Here is a 24,895-nt window from a genome sequence, read left to right as displayed (position 1 = left end):
ATCACCACCCTCTACGTACGGTTCCTGCTGCCGCCCATGCACGAGGCGCTGCTGCCGCAGCTGCTCGCCCTGCTCGGCGAGTTCTCCCCGCAGGTGGAGGCGGTGCCGCCCGACGCCGCGCTCGTCGACGTGCGGGGCGCGCGGCGGTACTTCGGGCGGAGCGCCGTCGACCTCGCCGCGCTGATCCGGGTGCGGGCGCTCGCGCTGTACGGGGTGGAGTGCGCGATCGGCGCGGGGCCCGGCCCGATGCTGGCGCGGATGGCCGCACGCGGCGCCGCCCCCGGCGTGACGCGTGCGGTGCCCGAAGGGCCGGACGGCGTACGGGAGTTCCTCGCCGACCGGCCGGTCGGCGAGCTGCCCGGCATCGGCCGCGCCACCGCCCGCACCCTGTGCGAGTACGGCCTCGACTCCCTCGGGAAGGTCGGCGCGGCGCCCCTGTCCACCCTCCAGCGGCTCGTCGGCGCCCGCGCGGGCCGCGAGCTCGGCGAGAAGGCGCGGGGTGTCGACCGCACCCGGGTGGTACCGAACGCCGCCGCACGCTCGCTCTCCGTCGAACGGCCCTTCCCCCGCGACGAGCTGGACCCCTTCCGGCACCGCCGCGCCCTGCTCTCCGGCGCCGAGGAGCTGGGCGCCAGGATGCGCGACGAGGGCCAGGTGTGCCGCACGCTGACCCTCACCGTGCGGTACGCGGACCGCAGCACGACCGTCCGGACCCGGGCCCTGCCCGAGCCGACCGCGCACTCCACCGCGCTGACCACGGCCGCGTACCGCATGTACGAGGCGCTGGGCCTGCAACGCGCCCGGGTGCGCGCCGTGTCCCTGCGCGCCGAGGGACTCGCCCCCGCCGAACAGGCCGTGCACCAGCTGACGTTCGACCCGGCGGACGAGAAGGCCCGCCGCATCGAGGAGGTGGCCGACCGGGCGCGGGAGAAGTTCGGACCCGGCGCGATCGTGCCGGGAACGCTGGCGGCCTGACCTGTCCGGTCACCCTGCCAGTGAACACTGGAAGTTTTGCCGACGCGCCGCTTCACTCCTCGCCTACCCGCGCGTAATTTGACGCGAGCACGACACGCTGCACTCCCCGCACGGCATCCCGTCGCACCTCCCTTGAGCCGCAAGGAGACCACACGATGCTGCCCTGGAGACGCGCGCTGCGCGCGCTCGCCGCCACCCTGCTCGTCACGGGCGCGGTCACCCTCGCCCCCGCCGCCACGGCCGCCGCCGACGAGCCGCGGACCTCGACGGCGACGGCGGTGTCACGGGGGTGGAACGACTACGCCTGCAAGCCGTCCGCCGCGCACCCCCGCCCCGTCGTCCTCGTGCACGGCACGTTCGGGAACTCCGTCGACAACTGGCTCGTCCTCGCGCCCTACCTCGTCAAGCGCGGCTACTGCGTCTACTCCCTGGACTACGGCCAGTTGGAGGGCGTGCCCTTCTTCCACGGGCTCGGCCCCATCGGCAAGTCGGCCGAGCAGCTCGACGGCTTCGTCGACAAGGTGCTCGCCTCGACGGGCGCGCAGGAGGTGGACCTCGTCGGCCACTCGCAGGGCGGCATGATGCCCCGCCACTACCTCAAGTTCCTCGGCGGCGCCGACGAGGTGAATGCCCTGATCGGCCTCGCCCCCGACAACCACGGCACCACCCTGCTCGGCCTCACCAGGCTGCTGCCGTACTTCCCTGGCATCGAGGACCTGCTGACCACGAAGACGCCGGCCCTCGCCGACCAGGTGGCGGGATCGCCCTTCCTGACCAAGCTCAACGAGGGCGGGGACACGGTGCCCGGGGTGCGCTACACCGTCATCGCCACCAAGTACGACGAGGTGGTCACCCCGTACCGCAGCCAGTTCCTCGACGGCCCCGGCGTGCGCAACGTGACCGTCCAGGACCTGTGCCCCGTCGACCTGTCGGAGCACGTCGCGGTCGGCATCCTGGACCGCGTCGCCCACCACGAGGTCGCGAACGCCCTCGATCCGGCGCACGCGACCCCGACCACCTGCCTGTCCTAGGACTTGTGTCGGCCGGCCGCGCGGCGGCGCGTCGTGGTGAACATCGCCGCGGCGCCGACGGCGAGAGCGGCGACACCGCCGATCGCGATGTACGGGGTGGTGCTGTCGCCGCCGGTCTCGGCGAGGTTGTCGTTCGCGGTGGTGACCGGCTTCTCGGCGCCGCCCTTCACCTCGGGGGCGTTGCCCGGGGCGTCCTCGGCATCGGCGGCCGGGGCGGCCTCGGTGACCTTGGCGCCCGTCCCGGCGTCGGCGTCACCGTGCCCGTGGTGCTCCACGGAGGACTTCTCGGCGCCCGCCTCGATCTCCCGGTCGGAGGGTGCGGAGGCGGCCGGTGCGGGCGCCGAGCCGGCACCGGAACCGCCGTCGTCCTTGCCGAAGACGACGTCGGAGCAGGTGTAGAACGCCTCGGGGGAATCCGAGCGCTGCCAGATCGAGTAGATCAGGTGACGGCCCTGGCGGGCGGGGATCCGGCCGTCGAAGACGTAGTCGCCGTTCTCCATCTTCGGGTCGGTGACCTTGACGAAGGGCTTCGCCTCCAGGTCCGACCACTTCAGGGGCTTCGTCGGGTCGTACGACTCCTTCGTGACGTACAGCTCGAAGGAACCCCTGTGCGGGGCGGTGCCCTTGTAGCGGAAGGTGTGGTTGCCCGCGGAGAGCCTGCTGGACGGCCAGTCGGCGCGCGGCAGGTCGAGGCCCTTGTATTTGTCGTTGTTCGCGCTGCACAGCTTGCCGTCGGGGATGATCTCCTTCGACTTGCCCGCGGCGTTGGCGATGTTCACGCCGTTCCAGTCGTAGAAGGCCTGCGTGCCACTGGCCGCGACAGCGGCCTTGCAGGCGGCCGACTTCGGGGCCTCCGGCCCCTCCTGGAAGCAGGCGGAGACCCGGCTGACCGGGTCCGTCATCGAGCCGTACGCGGCGGCGGGCGCGGCCGACAGGGCGGTCAGGGCGAGCGGCGCGACACCGACGGCGGCGAGGGCGGACATCTTGCGGTGGCGTGCGGTCATGGTGGTTCTCCTCGACGACGGTTCAGGGGGCGAGCAGCAAGCTAGCCCCTGAAATCCGTGAAATCCCCTGCTGAGGAGGGGGATCGGAGATCCTTATGGTCGCTTTAAGGGAGGGCTAACCGGGGGCTCAGGTAGAGCACGCCCTCACCCCACCCATCGGTACCGCCGCTCCGGCCGCCCCGTTCCCCCGTACCGCAGCGTCACCTCGGCCCTCCCCGTGGTCGTGAAGAACTCCAGGTAGCGGCGGGCGCTCACGCGGGAGAGGGCGCCCGCGCGGGCGCACTCCGAGGCCGAGAGGCCCTCCGGGTGGTCGCGCAGGGTCTGTCCCACCAGGTCCGCCGTGTGGGCCGCCAGGCCCTTCGGTAGTTCCCTCGACCCCGGCGGACGCGTGCCGAAGATCTGGTCGACGTCCTCCTGACGCGCCTCCGCGAGGCCGTCGAGGCGGGCCCGCAGCGCCGCCACATGCCGCAACTGCTCATGCAGGGCCGCCTGGTTGAACGGCTTGATCAGATAGTGCAGGGCGCCGGCCCGCAGCGCCGCCCGCACCACCTGCGCGTCCCGCGCCGCCGTGATGAACAGCGCGTCCACCGGCCGCCGCGCAGGATCGCGCTCCTCGGCCGCCCGCAGCTCACGCAGTACCGCGATGCCGTCCATGTCCGGCAGATACACGTCGAGGAGCACCAGGTCGGGGCGGAGCCGCTCCACCGCGTCGACCGCCTCCGCGCCGCTGTGGGCGACCCCGACCACGGCGCAGCCCTCCACCGCCGCGACGTACCGACTGTGCAGCTTGGCGACCATGAAGTCGTCGTCCACCACCAGCACCCTTGTCATCGCCGCAGGCTATGGGCGCGACCACAACGACCACAACGTCCGTTGATTCCGGAAGAGAGACAGGTTCTTAACGCCCGGGCAACATGTGGGCCACCTCACAACCGACTACACGCCGACAGGTGGTGGCACACGTGCGCCTGCGCACCCCCCTCGCCCTGCTCGGGGCCGCCCTCCTCGTGCTCGTGGCACCGCCGCTGCTCACCACGGGCAGCGGCGCCGACACCGGCACCCAGATCCCCGGCCTGCGCCTCATGGTCCCCAACACCCCCGGCGGCGGCTACGACATCACCGCCCGCACCGCCGCGAAGAACGCCGAGGACGCCGGACTCACCCACAACATCGAGGTGTTCAACCTGCCCGGCGCGGGCGGCACCGTCGGCCTCAGCCGGCTCGTCGGCGAGCACGGCAACGGCAAGCTCGCCATGTCCATGGGCCTCGGCGTCGTGGGCGCCGCCCGCTCCAACCACTCGCCCAGGACCCTCGCCGACACGACGCCCATCGCGCGCCTCACCGAGGAGCAGGACGTCGTCGTGGTCGCCAAGAACTCCCCGTACAAGACCATTGAGCAGCTCATGGACGCCTGGCGGAGGAACCCCGGCAAGGTGCCCGTCGGCGGCGGCTCGTCCCCCGGCGGCCCCGACCACCTCGCCCCGATGCTGATGGCCCGCGCCGCCGGCATCGACCCGAAGAAGGTCAACTACGTTCCCTTCGACGGCGGCGGCGAACTCCTCGCCTCCATCCTCGGCAGCAAGGTCGCCTTCGGCGTCTCCGGAGTGGGGGAGTACCTCGACCAGATCAAGTCGGGCGAGCTCAGACTGCTGGCCGTCACCGGACCGAAACGGGTGCGCGGCCTGAACGGGCCCACCCTCAAGGAGTCCGGATACGACGTGGACTTCACCAACTGGCGCGGCATCGTCGCCCCGCCCGGCCTCAGCGACGCCGAGCGGAAGAAACTCACCGGGCTCGTCAGGAAGCTGCACGCCTCGAAGGAGTGGCGCGACTCCCTGCGGAAGAACGGCTGGGACGACGCCTTCCTGACCGGCGACGACTTCGGCGACTTCCTCAAAGCCCAGGACAGGCGCGTCGTCTCGGTACTGAAGGAGCTCGGCCTGTGACCACCACCGACCTTCCCCACGAGCCGGCCGGCCGCCGCGCCTGGCTGCGCGAACACTCCGAGCTCGGCGTCTGCGTCCTGCTCCTCGCCCTCGGCGCGCTCGTCCTCACCGACGCCCTCACCATGGACGTCGAGCTCACCCAGCGCGGCCCCGTCGGCCCGAGGACCGTACCGATCGCGGTCGGCGCAGGACTGCTCGTCGTCGCCGTCCTGCTCGCCGTCGACGTGCTGCGCGGCGGCCGCGGCGAGGCCGAGGGCGGCGAGGACATCGACCTGTCCGAACCCGCCGACTGGCGCACCGTCCTGCTCCTGACCGGCGTCTTCCTCGCCACCGCCGCCCTCATCGAACCCACCGGCTTCCCCATCGCCGGGGCGCTGCTCTTCTGGGGCTCCGCCTACGCCCTCGGCAGCCGCCACCTCGACCGCGATCCGCTCATCGCCGCCGCACTTTCCGTCCTCACGTACGAGATCTTCAACAACCTGCTCGGCGTGCCCCTGCCGGGCGGCCCCCTGATGGGAGTGCTGTGACATGAACGCCTTCAACTCCCTCATGGACGGCTTCGGCACGGCCCTCACCCCGGTCAATCTCCTCTGGGCGGCCGTCGGCGTCCTCCTCGGCACCGCGATCGGCGTGCTGCCCGGCATCGGCCCGGCGATGGCCGTCGCCCTGCTGCTCCCGGTGACGTACGGACTCGAACCGACCGGCGCCTTCATCATGTTCGCCGGCATCTACTACGGCGCGATGTTCGGCGGCTCCACCACCTCCATCCTGCTCAACACACCGGGGGAGAGCGCGGCCGTCGTCGCGGCCATGGAAGGCCATCCGATGGCCAGGTCCGGGCGGGGCGCGCAGGCCCTCGCGGCCGCCGCCATCGGCCACTTCGCGGGCGGCATGATCGGCACGCTCCTGCTGGTGGCCCTGGCGCCCACCGTCGCCGACCTCGCCGTCGACATCGGCGCCCCCGACTACTTCGCCATCATGGTCCTCGCGTTCATCGCGGTCACCTCGGTGCTCGGCTCCTCCCGCGTCCGCGGCCTCGCCTCGCTCCTCATCGGCCTGACCATCGGCCTGGTCGGCCTGGACCAGATGACGGGCCAGCAGCGGCTCACGTTCGGCTCGCTCCAACTCGCCGACGGCGTCGACGTGGTGATCGTCGCGGTGGGCCTCTTCGCGATCGGCGAGGCCCTCTGGGTCGCCGCCCACCTGCGGCGCACCAGCGCGCGGGCCATCCCGGTCGGCCGCCCCTGGCTGGGCAGGGACGACGTCGAACGAAGCTGGAAGTCCTGGCTGCGCGGCCCCCTCATCGGCTTCCCGTTCGGCGCGATCCCGGCGGGCGGCGCGGAGATCCCGACGTTCCTGTCGTACGTCACGGAGAAGCGGCTGTCCAAGCACAAGGAGGAGTGGGGCAAGGGCGCCATCGAGGGCGTCGCGGGCCCCGAGTCGGCGTCCTCCGCATCGGCCGCGGGCACCCTCGTCTCCATGCTGACGCTCGGCCTGCCCACGACCGCCGTCGCCGCCGTCATGCTCGCCGCCTTCCAGCAGTACGGCATCCAGCCAGGACCGCTCCTCTTCGAACGCGAGGCCGACCTGGTCTGGGGCCTCATCGCCTCACTGTTCGTCGGCATGGTGCTGCTCCTGGCCCTGAACCTGCCCCTCGCCCCGCTCTGGGCGAAGCTCCTGCGCATCCCGCGCCCCTACCTCTACGCGGGCATCCTCTTCTTCGCCGCCGTGGGTGCCTACGCGGTCGGCGGCGAATCCCTCGACCTCGTCATCCTGCTCGTCATCGGCCTGATCGGCTTCGGCATGCGGCGCTACGGGCTGCCCGTGCTGCCCGCCGTCATCGGAGTCATCCTCGGTCCGAACGCGGAGCTCCAGCTGCGCAGGGCGCTACAGATCAGCGACGGCAGCGTGCGCGGCCTCGTCGACACCCCGTTCTCCGTGGCGGTCTATGGACTCATCGTCCTGATCCTGGCGTGGCCCTTGTTGAAGAAGGCGGTGTCGCGGGCGCGCCGGCGTGCCGTAGACGTAGAGGTATGACGACGCCCGAACACCCCAGGCAGCACACGGACATCCGGCTCGCCACCGCCGCCGACGTACCCGCCGTGCGGGCCGTCACGGACGCGGCGTACCACCACTACATCGAACGCATCGGGCGCGTCCCGAGCCCGATGGAGGCCGACCACGCGGCCGATGTGGCGGCGGGTTTCGTGCATGTCACCGGGGACCCCGTGGTGGGTCTCCTGGTGCTCGTCCCGCGTCCGTACGAGGGCCGGCTCCTCCTGGAGTCGATCGCGGTCCACCCCGCCGCCGCCGGGCAGGGGGTGGGCCGCCGCCTGCTGCACTTCGCGGACGACCACGCGCGTGCGCTGGGCCTGATCGAGATCCGCCTCTACACCAACGCGCTGATGTGGGAGAACCAGAAGATCTACCCCCGGTACGGATACGAGTTCGTCGAGCGGCGGGTGGACGGGCCCTACGACCGGTTCCACTACCGCAAGCGGCTGTAGCGCCCTTGAGGCGCTGTCACTACCTGACGGGGTCTCACCCGTCGGGCCACCAGGTCCGCTGGATGTCCTTGCGGACCTCGGGCCTCTCCTGGGGGCGCACCTCGGCCTCCTGGCGGTCCCGCACCCGGCGGCTGACGGACTTGCCCGCGGGTTTGTGCGTGGTCACTCGGCGCATGGCGGCCTCCCTGCCTTCCGATCCCCTGCCTTACCGATGTCCATTCGAGGACCGCCGTAGACCTCTTGGCGCCCGCTTTCTGATCGAGGGCCGATTGTCAGTGGCGGCTGCGAGCATCGGGGGATGACGAACACTGAGGCGAGCGCGGCCGTCGACTGGGACGCCGAGGCGGCCACCTTCGACGACGAACCGGACCACGGCCTGCGCGACGGGACGGTGCGCCTGGCGTGGGCGGAGCGCCTGCGGGACTGGCTGCCCGACACCCCCGGGGACGTCCTCGACCTGGGCTGCGGCACCGGCAGCCTCGCCCTGCTCGCCGCCGGGCGGGGCCACCGCGTCACCGCGGTCGACCTCTCGCCGGCCATGGTGGAGCGGGCCCGCGAGAAGCTGGCGGGCCGGGGCGCGGAGGTCCTGGTCGGCGACGCGGACCACCCGCCCGTCGAGGGGCGGAAGTTCGACGTCGTTCTGGCCCGGCACGTCCTGTGGATGCTGCCCGACCCCGAGGCGACCCTGCGGCGCTGGCGCGGACTGCTGCGCCCCGGCGGCCGGCTGGTCCTGATCGAGGGCGTGTGGGGGACGGTGGCGCCCGCCGGACTGCCGATGTCCCGCCTGGTGTCGGCCCTGACCCCGCTCGTCGCCCGCGTCCACTCCGAGCGCCTCTCGGGGGACGCGCGGCTGTGGGGCAGACAGGTCGACGACGAGCGGTACGCGGTGGTGGGCATGGCCCCGACCGCCCCGCCCCGGCACACCGAGATCGTCGACGTCCACCTGATCCTGCGCCGCGGCGACGAGGTCCTCCTCTCCCGCCGCACCGGGAGCGGGTACGGCGACGGTCTGCTGCACCTCCCGTCGGGCCACGTGGAGGACGGCGAGGACGTCCGCGCCGCCATGCTCAGGGAGGCACGCGAAGAGCTCGGCCTCGACCTGGCCCCCGCCGACCTGCGCGCGGAGGCGGTCGTCCAGCACCGCGGCCCCGGCGAGGCACCGCGCACCGGCTGGCTCTTCTCGGCGGAGCACGGCACGGGCGGCGAGCCGTTCAACGCCGAACCCCACAAATGTGCCGAGCTCGCCTGGCACCCCCTCTCCGCGCTGCCGCACGACATGGTGGCGTACTGCCGCGCGGCCCTGACCGCCTGGCAAGCGGGCGACCGCTTCCTCCTCCACTGGCAGCGGGACGACGAACCCGTCGCGTACGACGCCGACATCACGACGGCACCGGAGGGGTTGGCCCCGGTGGTGCGGCCCTCGCCGCGCGCCCCGGTCAGCTGAGGCCGAAGCCGTCGCCGCGGGCCATCGCCTCAAGGTCGTCCAGGGCGCGGACCGCCGCCGCGGCGGCAGCGGGGTCCGTGGTGGGCAGGCCGCTCGAGGTGAACTCGTCCTCGTCCAGGCGCAGTACGGTGGCGCCGTCCGCCGAGCACCACAGGTCCAGGTCGAGGTCCTCCACCGTGAGGACGGAGCCGTCGAGGACGGCGGGGCGGGTCACGTCGCAGTACCAGCCCTTCAGGGTGCCGTCCGCGGCGTACACCTCCTTGATCGCGTACCACCGGTCGCGCCAGTAGTGCTCGGTGAAGACGTCGCCCGGCTCGAAGCGCACGAAGCCGAAGTCGCGGACGCCGGGGGCCGCCCAGGGGGCGCGGACGGTGATCCGGGTCCCGTCGTCGTGCAGAAGCCGTGCCGGGTAGCGGATCTTGGTGCGGCCCGCCTTGACCAGGGCGATCTCCAGCGTGGCCGGCGGTGCCTGGTCAGCCGAGGGTGCGGACATGGCGGACCTCCGTCGCGCAGATCTCGTAACCGAACCACTCGTTGATCGCCAACATCGGCCCGTTCCCCGCGTCGTTCCCCGTGAACGCCTCCGTGCAGCCCGCCGCGCGGGCCCGGTGCAGGGAGTCGTTCTTGGCGAGCTTGGCCAGGCCGCGGCCGCGGTGGGCGCGCGCGGTGCCCGTCATGTTCGATCCGTAGCGGCCCGCGCCGTCCGTGCGGGCCAGGCTGAACGCCACGGGGCGGCCGTCCACCAGGACCACGCTCGTCAGCTCCTGGTCGACCAGCGGATGGTGCCAGGTCTCGGCGACCCAGTGCGCGTAGTCCGTGAACTCGGCCGCCACGTCGCTCGGTTCGTCCGCCACCGTCTCCGCGTCCAGCGCGAAGAGCGCGCGTGCGTCGTCCGCGAACACCGAACCGCTGACCAGCTCCACCCCGGCCGGCGGCTCCCGGCGGGGCGGCAGCGTGCCGTGCGCCAGGTCCAGGCGGAGGAAGTGCGCGCTGCGCCTGGCCCGGTAGCCGTGGCGCGCGGCGAAGGTGAGGTTCCCTGGCTCGTCCAGCACCCACGAGTAGACGGTCTGGGCGCCCGCGTCCGCGAGATGCTGCTCCGCGGTGCGCAGGAGCAGCGTGCCCGCGCCCCGGCCGAGCCGGTCCGGGTGGACGTAGACGTTGGCGTAGCCCTGGCCGGGCTCGGGGCTGTCGTAGGAAAGGCCCACCTGCGCCGTGCCGATGATCTCGCCGTCCGTCTCGGCGACCAACTGCCGGTAGGCGGAGTCCGGATGGGCGTGCGCCCGGTCGAACGCGACGGATTCGGGGGTGGCGAGCATGGCGGGTACGCAGGCCCTGCGTACGGCGGCGAAACCGGCGTCGTCCGCGGCGGCTGTCGGCGCGCCGTGGGCGAGGGCTCGGACGATCACTGTCATGGGGCCGCACGCTACGGGCGGGGCGCGCCGGGTCGCCTCCCATTTTCCGCCGCTGCGACTACTGCCGCGACGTGCGGGACAATCGTTCCGTGACTTTGAAGATCCACATTGATGGGGGCGCGAGCGACGCGCCGTACGAGCAGGTGCGGGCCCGGATCGCCGAGCAGGCGAGGTCCGGGGCGCTGCCGGTCGGCTACAAGCTGCCCACGGTCCGGGGGCTCGCCGAGTCGCTCGGGCTCGCCGCGAACACGGTGGCCAAGGCCTACCGGGCACTCGAGTCCGACGGGGTCATCGAGACGCGGGGGCGGAACGGGACGTTCGTCGCGGCGGCGGGTGACGCGGCTGCTCGGGCCGCGGCGGCCGAGGCGCAGTCCTTCGCCGAGCGGGCCCGCCGCCTCGGCCTCTCGGAGGAGGACGCGCTCGCCGCGGCCCGGGACGCGCTGCGCGCGGCTTACGGCACCTCCGGCTAGGCCTCCTCTGTCGGTACTCGGCACCGGGGGCTGTGCCCACCCTCCCCCAAGCTCTCGGCTGCGCTCGACCAGGGGGGACCCCCATCGCCGTGCGGAACGCCTGCCCGCAGCGGGAACGCCCACAGCGAGGGTGCCCGCAGCAGAGGCCTACAGGTACAGCCCCGAGTCCGCCCCATCCCGTTGGTCCGGTACCGAGGTCGGGGGTGTGCCGCGGCGCAGGGCGAAGAGTTCCGCGAGGGTGGCGCCCTCGCGGCCGACGCCCTCCTCCGTGCCGAGCCAGTCCACCGCCTCGGAGCGGGTCAGCGCGCCGACCTCGATGCGGGCCAGGCAGCGGCCGGGGCGGACCACGGCCGGGTGCAGGCGTTCCAGGTCCTCGTTGGTCGTCACGCCCACCAGAACGTTTCTCCCCTGGCCGAGCAGCCCGTCCGTGAGATTGAGCAGGCGCGAGAGCGCCTGCCCCGCCGTGTGCTTCGCCTCCCCGCGGATCAGTTCGTCGCAGTCCTCCAGGAGCAGCAGCCGCCACCGCCCCTTCCCCGTCCCGTCGTCCTCGCCGATCGCGATGTCCATGAGGTAACCGACGTCGCCGAACAGCCGCTCCGGGTCGAGCACGCAGTCCACCTGGCACCAGTCCCGCCACGACCGCGCGAGCGTCCGCAGCGCCGACGTCTTGCCCGTGCCCGGCGGCCCGTGGAGCAGGAGCAGCCGGCCCGAGATGTCCTCGGGCACCGTCTTCATCAGCTTGTCCATGGCGTCGGCGACGGGCGCCGTGTAGTTGGGCCGCACCTCCTCCCACGTACCGGCGGAGATCTGCCGGGTGGTGCGGTGCGGGCCGCGCCGCGGGGAGACGTACCAGAAGCCCATGGTCACGTTCTCCGGCTGGGGCTCGGGCTCGTCCTGCGCGCCGTCCGTGGCCTGCTTCAGGACCTTCTCGGCGAGCTCGGCGGTGGTCGCCGTCACCGTGACGTCCGCGCCCCGGTTCCAGCGGGAGACCAGCAGCGTCCAGCCGTCGCCCTCGGCGAGCGTCGCGCTGCGGTCGTCGTCGCGGGCCGCGCGCAGCACCTTCGCCGCGGGCGGCAGCAGCGTGGAACCGGACTTGACGCGGTCGATGTTCGCACTGTGCGAGAAGGGCTGCTCGCCCGTCGCGAAACGGCCGAGGAAGAGGGCGTCCACGACATCCGACGGGGAGTCGCTGTCGTCGACGTTGAGCCGGATCGGCAGGGCGTCCTGGGGGTTCGCAGACATGCCGACATGATCCGGCACGTACACGCCCCCGCGCACCCGGTTTGCTCAGGCGCTCCGCTTGCGCCGTTCGCACTTCCGAGCGCTGTGGCCGTGGTGCAGAGAGCCGTGGTGCGGAACCTGTCCTACCGCGTAAGGCCCCCGATACGCTTGTCGCTGATGGGACGTCATGGGTGGTTCTCACAAGCACGGCGGTGGCGACTCGCCGCACTGATCGGAGTCGGTCTGGCCGTCCTGGCCCTGGTGATCACGTTGATCGACACACTTCCCGGGGACGGTGGCAGCACCGAGGGCACCACCCGGGACGGCGGCAAGGTGCACGGCACGCCCGCGGTTCCCAAGGACGCCGAGCCGGAGGTCGGCTGGGGCTTCACCCACACCCAGTACAGCGCGGACGAGGGCGAGGACGAAGCCGTCGAGCGGGTCCGCGCCGAACTCGCGGGCCAGGGGCGGCCCGTCCCGCAGATCCAGCACATCATGGGCTGGGGCGCGGGCAACCCGGAGCCGGTCGACGGACGGTACGACTTCTCCGACATGGACCGCCGGATCGACTTCGTCCGGGCGAGCGAAGGCACACCCGTGGTCACCCTGTGCTGCGCACCGGACTGGATGAAGGGCGGCGAGCCCGGCGCGGACAACACCGACTGGAGCCAGCAGGCCCTGGAGACCGCCCCGGAGCCCGAGCACTACGACGACTTCGCGCGGCTCGCCGCGACGGTCGCCAAGCGCTATCCGGACGTACGCCACTTCATCGTCTGGAACGAGTTCAAGGGCTTCTGGAACGACGAAGAGGGCCGCTGGGACTACGAGGGGTACACCGAGCTCTACAACCTCGTCCACCGCGAGCTCAAGAAGGTCAACAAGGAGATCATGGTCGGCGGCCCCTACCTGGTCATGGACAGCGTCGACCCCCGCCAGACGCAGAACGCCTCCGAGGTGGAGGGGGACTGGGGCCGCCTCGACCAGCGGCCCCTCGACGCCTTCGAGTACTGGAACAAGCACAAGAGGGGCGCGGACTTCGTCGTCGTCGACGGCGCCAGTTACACCGCGGACGACGAGCTGCTGCCCGACGAGTTCAAGGCCACCGAGAAGTTCACGGCCGTCGGCGAGTGGGTGCGCGAGCGGACCGGTGACCTGCCCCTGTGGTGGGCCGAGTACTACGTGGAGCCCGGTGACAGCCAGGACAACCGCGACGACTGGTCCGAGGCGCACCGCGTGGCCGTCCACGCCTCGGGCCTGATGGCGATCGCCCGGGGCGGCGCCACCAGCGGCTTCTACTGGAACCCGCAGAAGCGGGGCGCGAAGTGCGCGGGCTGTCTGTGGACGGCCACCCAACAGGCGGACGGGGGAGAGAAGTTACCGATGCTGGAGCTCATCGAGCGGTTCGGCAAGGAGTTCGGCCCCGGCACCGCGTACGAGACGGTGACGGTCGCCGCCGACGACCGCGCCCACGTCCGCGTCCTCGCCGACGACGAGGCGGTCCTCGTGGTGAACACTCTCGACCGGAGGATCAGCACGAAGGTCGACGGGCGCCGCGTCGACCTGGCCGGGTACGAGGTGCGGTGGCTGAAGCGCTGAGCCGTCTCACGCCATCGTCACGAACCGCTGGGTCAGGGAAGCGAGGAGCACCGCGAGCAGCGGCAGCGAGAACCAGAAGCTGCCCTGGAGCCACCGCTGCTGCCGCACGCTCGGCGCGGCGGCGACCCGCACCACCTCGCGCGCCCCGAGCAGCAGCACGAGTGCCACGGCGGCGAGGCCGCCCACCACCGACCACGGCGTCCAGGTCACCCTCGGCCCGGCAGGCCCCGGATCGGCCCGCTCGACCGCGCCGTCCGGCCGCTCGCTCAGGGCGTAGACGGTCGCGTCGGCGTTGGCGAAGACCTTCTTGAGGTCCTTGCGGTCGTCGAGGTTGCGGACGAGCCGCGTCTCCCAGGTCTTCGAGTAGCCGGCGTCCAGCTGAAGGAAGGCCGTCTGGCTGCGGTTGATCATCAGGTACGAGTTGGGGCCCTCGTCCTTGAGGGCCTTCACCAGGCCGGACACCAGGACGGGGTCGGCGGGCGCCAGCGTCGGGACGTACTCCACCTTCTCCATGTCCCGGGAGCCCCACGGGATCGACGGCGTCACGTTGTTGACCGTGTCGTTGGTCATCCAGAGCAGCCGTGCCGTCGGCTCGTCGTGCGCGTACACGTACTCCATCGCCGCGACCTCGCCGGGGCGGACCCGCTCGAAGGGCTCGTTGCCCCAGCGGGCCACCAGGAAGCCGCCCATCAGGACGAGCCCGGCCAGCAGGGCGGCCAGCGGCGCGAGACTCACCCGGTCGCGGTCGCGCTCGTCCGCCGTGCCGCCCGCGCGCGGGAACAGCGCCAGGCCGGCGAGGAGGGCCGCGCCCGGCAGCGCGAACATGAAGACGCGCAGCGCCATCTCGCCGCCGTACGACTGCATGCCGAAGCCCAGGAACGGCACGAAGGTGAGGACGAGGAGCGAGCGTTCGCCGTACTTGTGGAAGCGCCGCCGCCACCAGCCCCAGCAGGCGAACGCCATGACGCCGCCGGCCATCGCCACGCGCACGTACAGCACCAGCTGGTGGGTGGAGCTGCCGCCCTCGATGCGTCCGGAGACCGACGAGGACACATTGCCGCCCACCCCGCCGACCCCGCCGAACAGTTCGCCGAAGTGCCCCGACCAGTACGGCTCGGCGAGGAAGCCGAGCCACACGACGACGAGCACCCCGAAGAGCAGCGGCAGGCCGCGCAGCTCCGAGCGGCCCACCAGGACGAGCACCGTAAGGACGCCGAGCATCACGAACGGGGTGAGCTGGTGCGCGGGGACCGTCGCGGCGAAGAGGCCGATCAGGACCAGGAGCAGCGCCGCGCGTTCCCCGCGGCCCGCCGGCTCGACCTCCGCCTCACCCGGGCGGCGCTTGGCCCACAGCACGCGCGGGGCGCGGAACCAGACCAGGAGCACGGCGACGAAGGCTATGTAGAGGAGGTACGTGAAGCCCTGCGGGGAGAAGTAGTCCTGACCGACCCAGCCGCTCAGGACGAAGATCCACAGACCCGCCCACTTGGCGCGCCAGGCCGCCCGCATGGACCGCACGAGCAGGAACATCGGGGCCAGGTAGAGCAGTTGGATCGCCGTCGGCCACCAGCGGATCACCTCGGTCATGTCCGAGACACCGCAGGCCTCGGCGACGAAGGTGGCCGCGGCGAAGAAGCCCGGCCAGCTCCAGCGCGCGTCCAGGTCGGGCACCGCGGTGCCCGTCCGGTCGATGTACTCCATGAAGCCCAGGTGCTGCCAGGCCGTGGCGAACCGCGGCTCGGCCTCGACGACCGCGGGCAGCGCGTGCAGCGACACGACGGTGGCGAGCAGGGTGAGCAGGAGGAGGCTCTTGACCGGCCGTTCCATCCAGAGCAGCGCGGCGAACACGACGATCAGGAGGGCGGCGCCGACCAGCGTCGGCGTCGGCAGCACGGAGATCAGTCCCAGCCCGCCCATGCCGTCCAGGTCCCGCTCCCCGAGCCCGAGGACGGGCACCCAGTACAGGGCGAGCGCGACGACGAGCAGCGCCGCCATGACGACCACGTGCCGCCGCACCGGGCGCGCCCCCGGCCCGCCACCGGCCGCGGACGCCTCGGTATCGGAGACCTCGCCTTGCACGACCGCAGCGGCCTCGCCCGCCCCGGCCGCAACGGACCCGGCCTGCGCCGGTCCGGCGCACCCGGGTCCGGCCTGCCCGGACCCCGCAGACCCAGGCCCGGCCTCCGCAGGCGAGGCCGGCCCAGGCCCGGCCTCCGCGGGGCCGGCCCCCACCGGCCCGGTCGGACCGGGGCCCGGCACGTGGTCCGTCGGTGTGGCGGGTGGGGTGTCCGGTACGGCCGGGGAGCGCAGTGCCCAGGTCGGCCGGTGGTCCATGTCATCCCCCTCGTTGCGCACCGCGGGTGTGCCCGCCGCGGGCGTGCCGGGGCCGGGGCGCACGTCCGGCCTGCGCTCCTGGTGTTCGAAGTCGAGCTGCACGGCGAGTTGCAGCGTGTCGGAGTCGAGCGACTCGCGCAACGCCCACGCGGGCCCGTGCCGCTCCTTGTGCGCCTTGCCCTCGCCCCGGTCCGAGACCCTGACGGGCAGCGTCGGCGTGTCCGGCGTCCCCAGGTCGGCCAGGTCCCCGTCCGGCGCCGCCGCCCCGGCCTTCCCCGAGGGTGCCGCCCGTACCACGCGGTACAGCTTCGGTGCCGCGATGGCCACGATCACCGCCAGGCTGCAAATCTCCGCGACGCCCGCACCGGTCAGCCCCATCCGCGGCAGCAGGATCAGCGTGAGGCCGAGCACCAGGACGCACAACAGGCCTTGGAGCCAGGCGATGCCGGAGGTCTTGCTCTGCGCGCGCTGCACCGCGAAGTACGTCTCCATGACGACCCGCAGCAGCGCACCCACCACGAACCAGCGCAGCAGCGGAGTGGCCGCGTCCGCGTACCCCCGGCCGAACATGCTCAGGATCAGCGGCGCGGCCAGGAAGAGGAGCCCGCACACCGGCAGCATGATCACGGCCATCCGGCGCAGCGCCGAGCGGGTGTTGGCGGCGAGCAGCGCCGGATCGTGCGCGCCCTCCACGGTCAGCGAGGCGCCCATGTTGATGGCGAGGAGGTTGATGGTGCTGCCGATGGTGGTGGTGATGTAGAAGTACGCGTTGTCGACCGAGCTGACCTGCGACGCCACGATCACCGGAACGAGGTAGACCACGGCGAGCGAGAAGAGCGAGCCGGTGTAGTCACCCGCGAGGAAACGGCCGATCTCGCGCAGCGTCGGCGGCTGCGCCTTCCCCTCGGTGGCCCGCACGTGCCGCGGCACCAGACGCCGGAAGACCAGCCAGCCGAGCGGGATCACCGACACGAGGATGGAGGCGACCCAGGAGACGAAGACGCCCGCGGTGGGGATCGCGGCGGCGATCGCGATGAGCAGCGCGAGCTTGGCGACCGAGAAGACGGTGTTGCCCACCGGCACCCAGAGCGCGCTGCGCAGCCCGGTCAGGACGCCGTCCTGCAACGTCAGGACCGACCAGGCCACCACGGCGAGGACGAAGCCGACACCGTGGACGGGGCCGTGCAGGAAGCGGTACGAGGGGCCCCAGAGGTCCAGCGTGAGCAGGAAGAGGACGGCGGCGAGCGCCACCACGGCCGAACTGCCCGCGTACGTACGGAAGATGAGCTTGCCCGTGGCGCGCCCCGCGATGGGGATGAACCGCGCGAGTGCGCCCATCAGCGTCAGCGCGGCGAGCCCCGCGAGGAGCTTCATCGCGGCGATCGCCGCCGAACCCTGGCCGACCGCCGACTCCGAGTAGTACCGGGCGGCGGCCAGCCAGAAGCCCACGCCGAGCACGCCGGAGATGCCGGTGTTGAGCATCAGCGCGTACGCGTTGCGGAACAGTGGGCTCTGGCCGTCTCCGCGGCCCCGCAGACCCATTCTGCGGGACCTGCCGGTCTTGCTGTCCTTGCCGGACGGCGACGGGCCCCCGGCGCTCGCGGAACCGGGGGCGCCGGCCTGGGCCGTGGTCGTGTCAGACACGGGAACGCATTGCCTTCCGACGGACCTGTCGGGCTCTGCGGACCACGGCGTACCCCTTGGTGAGGGCGCGGTCCTTGGCGAAGGTGCGGCCGATCGCGCGGCCCGTCACGAGCCGCTCGAACTCCTCGGCCCCGGTGGTGCGGCGCACGGTCACGCGCCGCAGCGCGTACGGCCCCTGCGTCCGGCAGGCCAGGCAGTTGCCGACGGCGAGTGCCTGGCCGAACCCCGTCTCGCGCACCGCCTCGCGCACCCGGCGGTCGGAGTAGCCGAACGGGTACGCGAAGGAGACGGGCCGGGTGCCCAGCTCGTCGGCGACGATGTCGCGGCAGCGCCGCAGCTCCGACCGGAGCCGGTCGTCGTCGAGCTGGTCGAGTTCGGGGTGCGTGTGGCTGTGCCCGCCGACCTCCGCACCGGCGGCCGCGAGCTCACGCACCTGGTCCCAGTCGAGCATGCGGTCCGGGGCGCCCCCGGTGTCGTGCTCCCCGCGCAGCCAGCCCGTGGCGAGGAACAGCGTCGACGCGAAGCCGTGCGCGGCGAGCACGGGCAGCGCGTACCGGTGCACGCCCTCGTAACCGTCGTCGAAGGTGATCAGGACGGGCCGCTCGGGCAGCGACCGGCACGAGACGCGCCAGAGGGCGGCGAGCCGGGCGGTCGTGAGCGGCGTGAAGCCCCGCTCGGCGAGCACCTTCATCTGGCGTTCGAAGGCGTCGGGCGAGACCGAGAGGTCGTGCGTCGCGGCGTTCGGCTCGTGGGCCACGGAGTGGTACATCAGTATCGGCACGGGTGCCGTGCTCATGCGGCAGCCCCCTCGCCGCCCGTCTCCGCCGTCCCGGCGATCTCCACGACCGAGAACGTCGCGCCTCCCCTGCGCGCACGGACGCTCCCCAGTACGTACCCCCCTGCCGCGCTGAGCACTCCCGCCACAATGGCGCCCGCGCGCCCCGCGCCGCCCGGCCGGCCGAGCGCCGCGTCGCGCAGACCGCGGCCGATCCCGGCGGGCAGCACGCGCGTGGTGTAGCGCCGTTCGGACTCGAGGCCCTTGGCGGCGCCGACACTCCGGGAGACGAGTGCCTTGGAGAGGCCTTCCGCGTACGTCCTCGTACGGAAGTAGCGGAATCGTTCCCGCGCGGCGGGCACCCGGTGGTGGATCACCGAGCGGTCGTCGATGAGCAGGACGGCGTCGGGTCTGGTGCGGGTGAGGCGGATGCAGAACTCCGTCTCCTCGCAGCCCAGCGGCCGCTTGTCGCCGTCCCGTCCGATGCCCGTGGCGAAGCCGCCCGCGGCGGCGAAGGCGGTGCGGCGGAACGCGGCGTTCCCGCCGAGGACGTTGCGCACCCGCACCCGCCCCGGGGGCAGTCCCCGGTACGTGCAGCCGACCACCCAGTCGAACTCCTCGGGGAACCAGCCGGGCCGCCTGCCGGACTCCCAGGCGGGCAGGGTGCGGCCGCCGACGGCCAGGACCCGCGGGTCCTCGAACGCCTCGGCGAAGTACCGCAGCCAGTCCCGCTCGGCGACGGCGTCGTCGTCGAGGAAGGCGATGACGTCGCCGCGGGCGGCGGCGATCCCGGTGTTGCGGCCCGCGGAGAGGCCGCGGGGGCCCGCGTTCGCGAGCACCCGCACGCCGTCGGTCTCCTTGTACTCCCTGGTGAGGCGGTCCAGGAGCGAGGCGTTGTGGTCGACCACGAGCAGTGTCTCCAGCGCCGCCCGGGACTGCGCGCGCACCGAGGAGACCGCCGCGAGGATGTCCTCCCAGCGGTCCTCGGTGTACACGCAGATGACGACGGAGGTCTCCGCGTTCAAGACACCTCTCCCTGACCGGCGCGGAGGGGCAGTCCCCGGCCGTCCTTGCGCCGCGCGCCGCGCCTGCCGCGGCTGGAGCGCTCGGAGAGGATCACCTTCAGTACGCGGATGCCGTCCCGGACGGCTCTGAGGTTGCTGGTGCCGTGGATCCGCAGGTACTCGTGGCTCGGGATCTCCTGGACCTTGAGCCCGGCCTTGACGACCCGGATGTTCATCAGGGTCTCGACCTCGAAGCCGGTGCAGTCGAGCTCGATCTTGTCGAGGCAGTGCCGCCAGAAGGCGTTGTAGCCGTAGCACAGGTCGGTGTAGCGCGCGCCGAACTTGGTGTTCACGACGGAGCACAGGATGTGGTTGCCGAGCTTGCGGATCGGCGTCATGTCGTCGGTGCCGCCGCCGTTGGCGAACCGGGAGCCCTTGGCGAAGTCGGCGCCCGAGACGAGGGCGGAGACGTAGGAGACGATCTCGTTGCCGTCGGCGGAACCGTCGGCGTCGACCATCACGATGATGTCGCCCGTGCACGCGGCGAAGCCGGTGATGAGAGCGTCGCCCTTGCCCTTGCCGAGCTGGCGGACGACCTTCACGTCCGGCCACAGCTCACGGGCGACGGCCACCGTGTCGTCGGTGGAATTGCCGTCCACGAGGACGACCTCGTGGATCCAGTCGGGCAGTGTCTTGAACACGTACGGAAGATTCTCCGCTTCGTTCATGGCCGGTATCACCACACTGACCGGCGGTGCGATCGCCAAGTGTGTGGAGATCGGTCGGTAGTTTCTCGCGATCTCTTCCCATGGGCCTTGTCCGGCGTCTGCCGGGCGCACAAAAGAAGTCATGAGTCCGGTGATCCCTCTCGTCCGGTGGACGGCCCGCCCCCGGGCAGTCCGGAAATTGATCCGGTTCGAAAGGGGGGTTCTCACTTGAGCGTGACGAAATGGATCTCCGTGCATGCCGAGTGAGCTGGCATTTGCGCGGGACGTGACCCGGTGAAGAGCGGACACCGAGCACGGCACCCCCCTACCGCGCCCGCACCGGCACCACCGCGATCTTGAGCCCTCCCCTTGATCGCAATTGCGTGATGGACCGTTGCGGGTGGATGTACGACGGTATTGATGAATGAGACTGTATGGCAAGACCTGGAGCGTGGTCCCACGTTTTTCACTATTTGAGTAATCTGTGCGATCGCATTCGGACGGTCTTATTCCCCGGCCCTAGATCGAATTCGGCCCAAACGCTTGAGCAGTTTGTCGGCCGGCTCGAACAATTCCGGTCGCGTCTGCACGGTGTTGCGCAGCGCCCTGACCGGGGCGCGACGTGCGCGGTGTCCGAACGCCACCGGGTGGCGGAGCGCCACCCACCCCTCGGACACGACGAGTTCACGCGTCTTGAGGGAGTCCTTGTAGGCCTTCTGGCCGCGGCCGAGATCGATGTACACGATCCCGTCGGCGGCGGCCCCCTCGGCCATGTGCAGGTGCATGATGAGGCCGGGCGAGTACTTCGCGTAGGCCGGGTCGTACGCCGGGAACCAGCAGGTGTGGATCCGCTCGGAGCGCAGCCCGAAGTGCGCGGCGATCGGCACGTCGGCGGCGTAGAGGACGGAGAGGACCCCGGCGAACGACTCGGTGCGGGTGTGGAAGAGCCGGCGCAGCAGCCGGACGATCCAGGGGCGCGCGAAGCGGTCGCTGCGGCCCGTCCTGCGGTACTGCGCGGACTTCCAGGCCATCAGCGTGGTGAGGACCGCGGGGTCGCGCTCGTCGTGCACGTACCGCACGGGTCCGTGGTCGCGGCTCAGCCTGCGCTCCTTGGCGAGCGTCGGCTTGATGAACTTCGGGGAGTGCTCGCGCAGCCCACGGAGGTAGGCGTCGTACCCCTGATCGAGATCGATGACGGGGGAGGCGAAGGTGCCGGAGGCGTGCGCCTCGAACGGCGCCTGACCGGCCACCAGATGGTCGAATTCCCACAGCGAGAGCCCGCAGGCCCGCACCAGTTCCCCGGCGTCCCAGTCGAAGCCCGGCCGGTGCACCAGGCCCTGGCAGTCGGAGATCCCGAGACCGATGGCCCGGCCGATGCCGGTGGCCGATCTCTGGAAGGGGAGGAACGCGGCGGGCTCGCCGTCCTCGCGTGCGACGGCTATCCGCACCCCGCGCCGCTCGTGCCCGATCGCGAGGGCGAAGTCGGGGGAGAGGAAGGGGTTGGCCAGACCGGTCGCGCCGTGGAGGTGCGCCTTGGACTGCAACGCGGTCCACGCCGCCCGGTCGGCGGCGGTGAGTTCGCCGGGGCGGTGCACGGTGATGTTCACGTCAGGTGGTCCACCTTCTCGCCGGACGGCCGCGCGGCCGTCGCACCACGGTCAGCAGGAGGATGAGCGAGCTGAGGACGGCGACCGCGGCGACACCGCCGCGCACCGACCACACGTGCAGCGCCAGCATGGCCTGGGCGACGAGCAGATCGACCGCCATGGCGCCGGACACGGACACCACGGCCCGGCCCCACGGCGTGAGGGTCCGCAGCGCCGCGCCGATCGCGGCCCCGGGCGCGGCGAGGAGGAAGAAGAGGGTGAACGGGCCGCGCAGCGGTGAGTCCAGGTCGAGCAGTGCGAGCACCGCGCCGACCCCGCCGACGGCGACGGCCGCTCCTGCGAGCAGCGGCACCAGGTCGTGGCGGGCGCCCCGTCCGGTGTGCTGCCCCGTGTCCGCTGGTGGTGCCTTGATCCCGATGGTCTGCATGGGCGACTTTGCCCCCCGACGCGCCGGATGCCGGGCTTCAATGTCGCCCACCGTGTGACGGCCCGTCAAGATGCGGAGTGGGTGTGCAGATGTTCTACGCCGACCCCTGTCGCAGCCGCGCCGGCAGCTGAACTCCCGGCGTCGGAAGCGGAATTGTTCAAGAACTTATTGACATGAACACTATCGACGGTCGGGGGTGCGTGCTACCACGGTCGTGGCAGAAACCCTGCTAAGGGAGGTTCCATGAAATTGGCCCGCATCACGGCATACATGTCCTCGCTCCTCCTCGCGGCCGCCTTCGCGCTCACCGGCGCGGCAGCGGCCCACGCCGGACAGTCCTCCGACCCGAAGGCCGCGGCCACCGGTTACGTGGCCCTCGGCGACTCCTACTCGTCGGGTGTCGGCGCCGGCAACTACGACAGCGGCAGCGGCAATTGCAAGCGCAGCAACCGCGCCTACCCCGCCCTGTGGGCAGCCGCCCACTCACCGTCGAGCTTCCATTTCACCGCTTGCTCGGGCGCTCGTACGGGTGATGTTCTGGCGAACCAGCTGGGCCCGCTCGGCGCCGGCACCGGCCTCGTCTCCCTCTCCGTCGGCGGCAACGACGCGGGCTTCGCCGACGTCATGTCGACCTGTGTGCTCCAGTCCGAGAGCAACTGTCTGGCCCGCATCGAGCGGGCGCGCCAGTACGTCGACTCCACGCTCCCCGGGAACCTCGACAGGGTGTACGACGCGATCAGCGCGAAGGCCCCCTCCGCCCGCGTCGTCGTCCTCGGCTACCCCCGCTTCTACAAGCTCAGCGGCAGCTGCGTCGCCGGCCTCTCCGAGCGCGAGCGGGCCGCCATCAACGGCGCCGCGGACTACCTCAACGCCGCCACCGAAAAGCGCGCCGCCGACCACGGCTTCGCCTTCGGTGACGTCACCCCCGCCTTCGCGGGGCACGAGATCTGCTCCGGCAGCCCCTGGCTGCACAGCGTGAACTGGCTCAACATCGGCGAGTCCTACCACCCCACCGCCGCCGGCCAGTCCGGTGGCTACCTCCCCGTGTTCACCGCGGCGGCCTGACCACCGCCGGCTGTCCGAAGCTATTCGGCGTGTAGGAGGCCCCGCCCGTCGGGGTCTCCTCCTCGCAGGTCACCGTGTACGCGACCGTGTTCGAGGTCGTCTCCACGGGCTTGCGCACCTGGACGCCGATCGCGTTCTCGTACGTCCCGCCACCCGTGTCGTACGCCGTCTCCACGTGATTGACCTGGCGCGTCCTGTTCCCCGCGGGGAAGGACAGCGTCTTCCAGCCGGGCTCGCTCGGCTCGCCGGACTTCGTCACCCAGCGGTACTCGACGGTGGCGGGGGCGCGCCCCACCGTGAACGTCGCGGTGAACGACGGTGCCTGACCGGCCGGCGGCGGGCAGACGCCCTCGTACCGCGTGTAGGCGCCCGAGACGTGCACCTTCACGGACTGCGGGGCAGCGGTGGTGCCCCCGCTTCCTCCGCTTCCGCCGTTCCCCCCGCTGCCTCCGCCGTTTCCCCCGCCTCCGTCGCCTCCGTCGGTGGAGCCGCCGTCGTCGCCGTTCCCGTCCGTGGAGCCGCCGGTCGACCCGCCACCGCCGGACCCGCCGTCCGAGCCCTCCGACGTACCGCCGCCACCGTCATCGGTCGAGCCGCCGCCGCTGTCACTTCCCGCACTGCCGCCGTCCTTGCCGTCGTCGCGGTCGACCAGGGCGTACGTGAGCCCGGCGAGCGCGAGCGCCAGCGCGACGAGCCCCGCCACCAGGGCGGCCACCGCCCGCCGTGACCGGCCGGCCCCGGCCGCCGAGGTGTCGGTGGTGGCCGTGGCCGGCCACGGCGCCGGGACGGGCAGGGGAGCGGGCGGTGTCGGCTCCGACGGGGGCCGCTCGGCCGTGGTCGTCGGCAGGTACGGGAGCGCTGTCCCGGTGCGCGCGGTGCCGCCCGCGGCCACGGCGCGCAGATCGCGCTCGGCGTCGGCCGCGGACATCCGCTCGTCCGGATCCTTGCGCAGCAGCCCCTCGACGACCGGCGTGAGCGGTCCTGCGTTGCGGGCGGGCGGCAGCGGCTCGTCGACCACCGCGCGCAGCGTGCTCAGCGGCGTGTCCTGGCGGAACGGCGAGCTGCCCTCCACCGCGGCGTACAGCAGCACGCCGAGCGACCACAGGTCGGACGCGGGACCCGGCCGATGCCCCAACGCCCGCTCCGGAGCGAGGAATTCGGGCGACCCGACGACCTCGCCGGTCATCGTCAGCGCCGAACTCCCCTCGACCAGGGCGATCCCGAAGTCCGTGAGGACGACCCGGCCGTCGTTCGCGATCAGTACGTTGCCGGGCTTGACGTCGCGGTGCAGGACCCCGGCGTCGTGGGCGGCGCGCAGGGCGCCCAGGATCTCGGCGCCGATCCGGGCGGCCCGCTGCGGGGTGAGCGCCCCTTCGGCGTCGAGGACGTCCGACAGGGAGAGGCCGCGGACCAGCTCCATGACGATCCAGGGGCGGCCGCTCTCGCTCGCGACGTCATAGACCGTCACCACGTTCCGGTGGGGGATGCGGGCGGCGGCCCAGGCCTCGCGCTCCAGGCGCGCGTACAACCGGTCGACCTCGCCCGCCGGGAGCCCGGCGGGGGCGCGCACTTCCTTGACGGCCACCTCACGGCCGAGCACCTCGTCACGGGCCCGATAGACGGTGCCCATGCCCCCCTCGCCCAACGGCGCCAGAAGGCGGTACCGCCCGGCGATCACGCGCTCTGGCTGGCTCACGGGCGCCCCCATCCGCAGCGGTGCGATTGT

General features: G+C 72.2%; 23 protein-coding genes. 10 read left to right on the top strand and 13 right to left on the bottom strand.

Annotated elements, in window-relative coordinates; translation table 11 throughout:
* Together ACZ4Z4_RS17065 and ACZ4Z4_RS17060 are read left to right on the top strand one after the other, a co-directional pair.
* Positions 1-975 carry a DNA polymerase Y family protein gene (locus ACZ4Z4_RS17065; RefSeq protein ID WP_468327702.1) on the top strand — a complete coding sequence of 325 codons (975 nt, stop codon included), beginning with the start codon at positions 1-3 and terminating at the stop codon, positions 973-975.
* A 155-nt stretch (positions 976-1,130) separates the two neighbouring features.
* Positions 1,131-2,006, top strand: coding sequence for an esterase/lipase family protein (locus ACZ4Z4_RS17060; RefSeq protein ID WP_468327541.1), 876 nt, complete (start codon positions 1,131-1,133; stop codon positions 2,004-2,006).
* On the opposite strand, the gene ACZ4Z4_RS17055 is transcribed toward ACZ4Z4_RS17060, so the two are convergent.
* Together ACZ4Z4_RS17055 and ACZ4Z4_RS17050 are read right to left on the bottom strand one after the other, a co-directional pair.
* The gene (locus ACZ4Z4_RS17055) at positions 2,003-3,010 is read right to left on the bottom strand and encodes a lytic polysaccharide monooxygenase auxiliary activity family 9 protein (RefSeq protein ID WP_468327539.1); all 1,008 of its coding nucleotides are present in this window, start codon (positions 3,008-3,010) and stop codon (positions 2,003-2,005) included. The genes ACZ4Z4_RS17060 and ACZ4Z4_RS17055 overlap by 4 nt on opposite strands.
* Positions 3,011-3,154: 144 nt before the next feature.
* Entirely contained in the window at positions 3,155-3,841 is a 687-nt protein-coding gene (locus ACZ4Z4_RS17050) for a response regulator (protein ID WP_468327537.1), read from the bottom strand.
* 131 nt (positions 3,842-3,972) lie between these two features.
* Between ACZ4Z4_RS17050 and ACZ4Z4_RS17045 the strand changes: the two genes are divergently transcribed.
* The 4 genes from ACZ4Z4_RS17045 to ACZ4Z4_RS17030 are packed head-to-tail and all read left to right on the top strand — an operon-like array spanning position 3,973 to position 7,463.
* Positions 3,973-4,956 (top strand): Bug family tripartite tricarboxylate transporter substrate binding protein, encoded by a 984-nt coding sequence (locus ACZ4Z4_RS17045; protein ID WP_468327535.1) that lies wholly within the window; start codon positions 3,973-3,975, stop codon positions 4,954-4,956.
* Entirely contained in the window at positions 4,953-5,483 is a 531-nt protein-coding gene (locus ACZ4Z4_RS17040) for a tripartite tricarboxylate transporter TctB family protein (protein ID WP_468327533.1), read from the top strand. The genes ACZ4Z4_RS17045 and ACZ4Z4_RS17040 overlap by 4 nt, the downstream gene beginning before the upstream one ends.
* 1 nt (position 5,484) lies before the next feature.
* Positions 5,485-6,993, top strand: a complete 1,509-nt coding sequence (locus tag ACZ4Z4_RS17035; RefSeq protein WP_468327531.1) for a tripartite tricarboxylate transporter permease — start codon at positions 5,485-5,487, stop codon at positions 6,991-6,993.
* Positions 6,990-7,463, top strand: coding sequence for a GNAT family N-acetyltransferase (locus ACZ4Z4_RS17030; protein WP_468327529.1), 474 nt, complete (start codon positions 6,990-6,992; stop codon positions 7,461-7,463). The genes ACZ4Z4_RS17035 and ACZ4Z4_RS17030 overlap by 4 nt, the downstream gene beginning before the upstream one ends.
* Positions 7,464-7,497: 34 nt before the next feature.
* On the opposite strand, the gene ACZ4Z4_RS17025 is transcribed toward ACZ4Z4_RS17030, so the two are convergent.
* A complete protein-coding gene (locus ACZ4Z4_RS17025; RefSeq protein ID WP_398310033.1) occupies positions 7,498-7,638 on the bottom strand; it encodes a hypothetical protein in 141 nt (46 codons plus the stop codon).
* 123 nt (positions 7,639-7,761) lie between these two features.
* Between ACZ4Z4_RS17025 and ACZ4Z4_RS17020 the strand changes: the two genes are divergently transcribed.
* Positions 7,762-8,907 (top strand): methyltransferase domain-containing protein, encoded by a 1,146-nt coding sequence (locus ACZ4Z4_RS17020; protein ID WP_468327527.1) that lies wholly within the window; start codon positions 7,762-7,764, stop codon positions 8,905-8,907.
* Here ACZ4Z4_RS17020 and ACZ4Z4_RS17015 read toward each other — a convergent pair.
* Together ACZ4Z4_RS17015 and ACZ4Z4_RS17010 are read right to left on the bottom strand one after the other, a co-directional pair.
* A complete protein-coding gene (locus ACZ4Z4_RS17015) occupies positions 8,900-9,400 on the bottom strand; it encodes a ribonuclease FAU-1 family protein (RefSeq protein WP_468327525.1) in 501 nt (166 codons plus the stop codon). The two genes, ACZ4Z4_RS17020 and ACZ4Z4_RS17015, sit on opposite strands and share 8 nt — an antisense overlap.
* Positions 9,381-10,319, bottom strand: coding sequence for a GNAT family N-acetyltransferase (locus tag ACZ4Z4_RS17010; protein WP_468327523.1), 939 nt, complete (start codon positions 10,317-10,319; stop codon positions 9,381-9,383). The genes ACZ4Z4_RS17015 and ACZ4Z4_RS17010 overlap by 20 nt, the downstream gene beginning before the upstream one ends.
* A gap of 89 nt (positions 10,320-10,408) precedes the next feature.
* Between ACZ4Z4_RS17010 and ACZ4Z4_RS17005 the strand changes: the two genes are divergently transcribed.
* Positions 10,409-10,789 carry a GntR family transcriptional regulator gene (locus ACZ4Z4_RS17005; protein WP_468327521.1) on the top strand — a complete coding sequence of 127 codons (381 nt, stop codon included), beginning with the start codon at positions 10,409-10,411 and terminating at the stop codon, positions 10,787-10,789.
* A gap of 147 nt (positions 10,790-10,936) precedes the next feature.
* Here ACZ4Z4_RS17005 and ACZ4Z4_RS17000 read toward each other — a convergent pair whose 3' ends face one another.
* Positions 10,937-12,031: a DUF5925 domain-containing protein gene (locus tag ACZ4Z4_RS17000; RefSeq protein ID WP_468327519.1), complete on the bottom strand. Its 1,095-nt coding sequence runs from the start codon at positions 12,029-12,031 to the stop codon at positions 10,937-10,939.
* Between the two features lie 156 nt (positions 12,032-12,187).
* Between ACZ4Z4_RS17000 and ACZ4Z4_RS16995 the strand changes: the two genes are divergently transcribed.
* Positions 12,188-13,606, top strand: coding sequence for a GH39 family glycosyl hydrolase (locus ACZ4Z4_RS16995; RefSeq protein WP_468327517.1), 1,419 nt, complete (start codon positions 12,188-12,190; stop codon positions 13,604-13,606).
* A 6-nt stretch (positions 13,607-13,612) separates the two neighbouring features.
* Here the strand turns inward: ACZ4Z4_RS16995 and ACZ4Z4_RS16990 are convergent, their stop codons facing one another.
* From ACZ4Z4_RS16990 to ACZ4Z4_RS16965, 6 genes are all read right to left on the bottom strand, one after another.
* Positions 13,613-17,584 (bottom strand): lipopolysaccharide biosynthesis protein, encoded by a 3,972-nt coding sequence (locus ACZ4Z4_RS16990; RefSeq protein WP_468327515.1) that lies wholly within the window; start codon positions 17,582-17,584, stop codon positions 13,613-13,615.
* A complete protein-coding gene (locus tag ACZ4Z4_RS16985) occupies positions 17,577-18,380 on the bottom strand; it encodes a polysaccharide deacetylase family protein (protein WP_468327513.1) in 804 nt (267 codons plus the stop codon). Before ACZ4Z4_RS16985 ends, ACZ4Z4_RS16990 begins: the two co-directional genes overlap by 8 nt.
* Positions 18,377-19,384: a glycosyltransferase family 2 protein gene (locus tag ACZ4Z4_RS16980; protein WP_468327511.1), complete on the bottom strand. Its 1,008-nt coding sequence runs from the start codon at positions 19,382-19,384 to the stop codon at positions 18,377-18,379. Before ACZ4Z4_RS16980 ends, ACZ4Z4_RS16985 begins: the two co-directional genes overlap by 4 nt.
* Positions 19,381-20,214, bottom strand: a complete 834-nt coding sequence (locus ACZ4Z4_RS16975; protein WP_468327509.1) for a glycosyltransferase family 2 protein — start codon at positions 20,212-20,214, stop codon at positions 19,381-19,383. Before ACZ4Z4_RS16975 ends, ACZ4Z4_RS16980 begins: the two co-directional genes overlap by 4 nt.
* 362 nt (positions 20,215-20,576) lie before the next feature.
* Positions 20,577-21,677 (bottom strand): GNAT family N-acetyltransferase, encoded by a 1,101-nt coding sequence (locus tag ACZ4Z4_RS16970; RefSeq protein WP_468327507.1) that lies wholly within the window; start codon positions 21,675-21,677, stop codon positions 20,577-20,579.
* A gap of 1 nt (position 21,678) precedes the next feature.
* Positions 21,679-22,104, bottom strand: a complete 426-nt coding sequence (locus ACZ4Z4_RS16965) for a hypothetical protein (protein WP_468327505.1) — start codon at positions 22,102-22,104, stop codon at positions 21,679-21,681.
* A gap of 243 nt (positions 22,105-22,347) precedes the next feature.
* Between ACZ4Z4_RS16965 and ACZ4Z4_RS16960 the strand changes: the two genes are divergently transcribed.
* Positions 22,348-23,169 carry an SGNH/GDSL hydrolase family protein gene (locus ACZ4Z4_RS16960; protein ID WP_468327503.1) on the top strand — a complete coding sequence of 274 codons (822 nt, stop codon included), beginning with the start codon at positions 22,348-22,350 and terminating at the stop codon, positions 23,167-23,169.
* Here the strand turns inward: ACZ4Z4_RS16960 and ACZ4Z4_RS16955 are convergent.
* A complete protein-coding gene (locus ACZ4Z4_RS16955; protein WP_468327501.1) occupies positions 23,153-24,877 on the bottom strand; it encodes a serine/threonine-protein kinase in 1,725 nt (574 codons plus the stop codon). The two genes, ACZ4Z4_RS16960 and ACZ4Z4_RS16955, sit on opposite strands and share 17 nt — an antisense overlap.
* Between the last annotated feature and the right edge of the window lie 18 nt (positions 24,878-24,895).

It is taken from the genome of Streptomyces sp. NPDC030245 (assembly GCF_055572995.1).
This window is presented reverse-complemented; position numbering and strand designations above follow the sequence as displayed.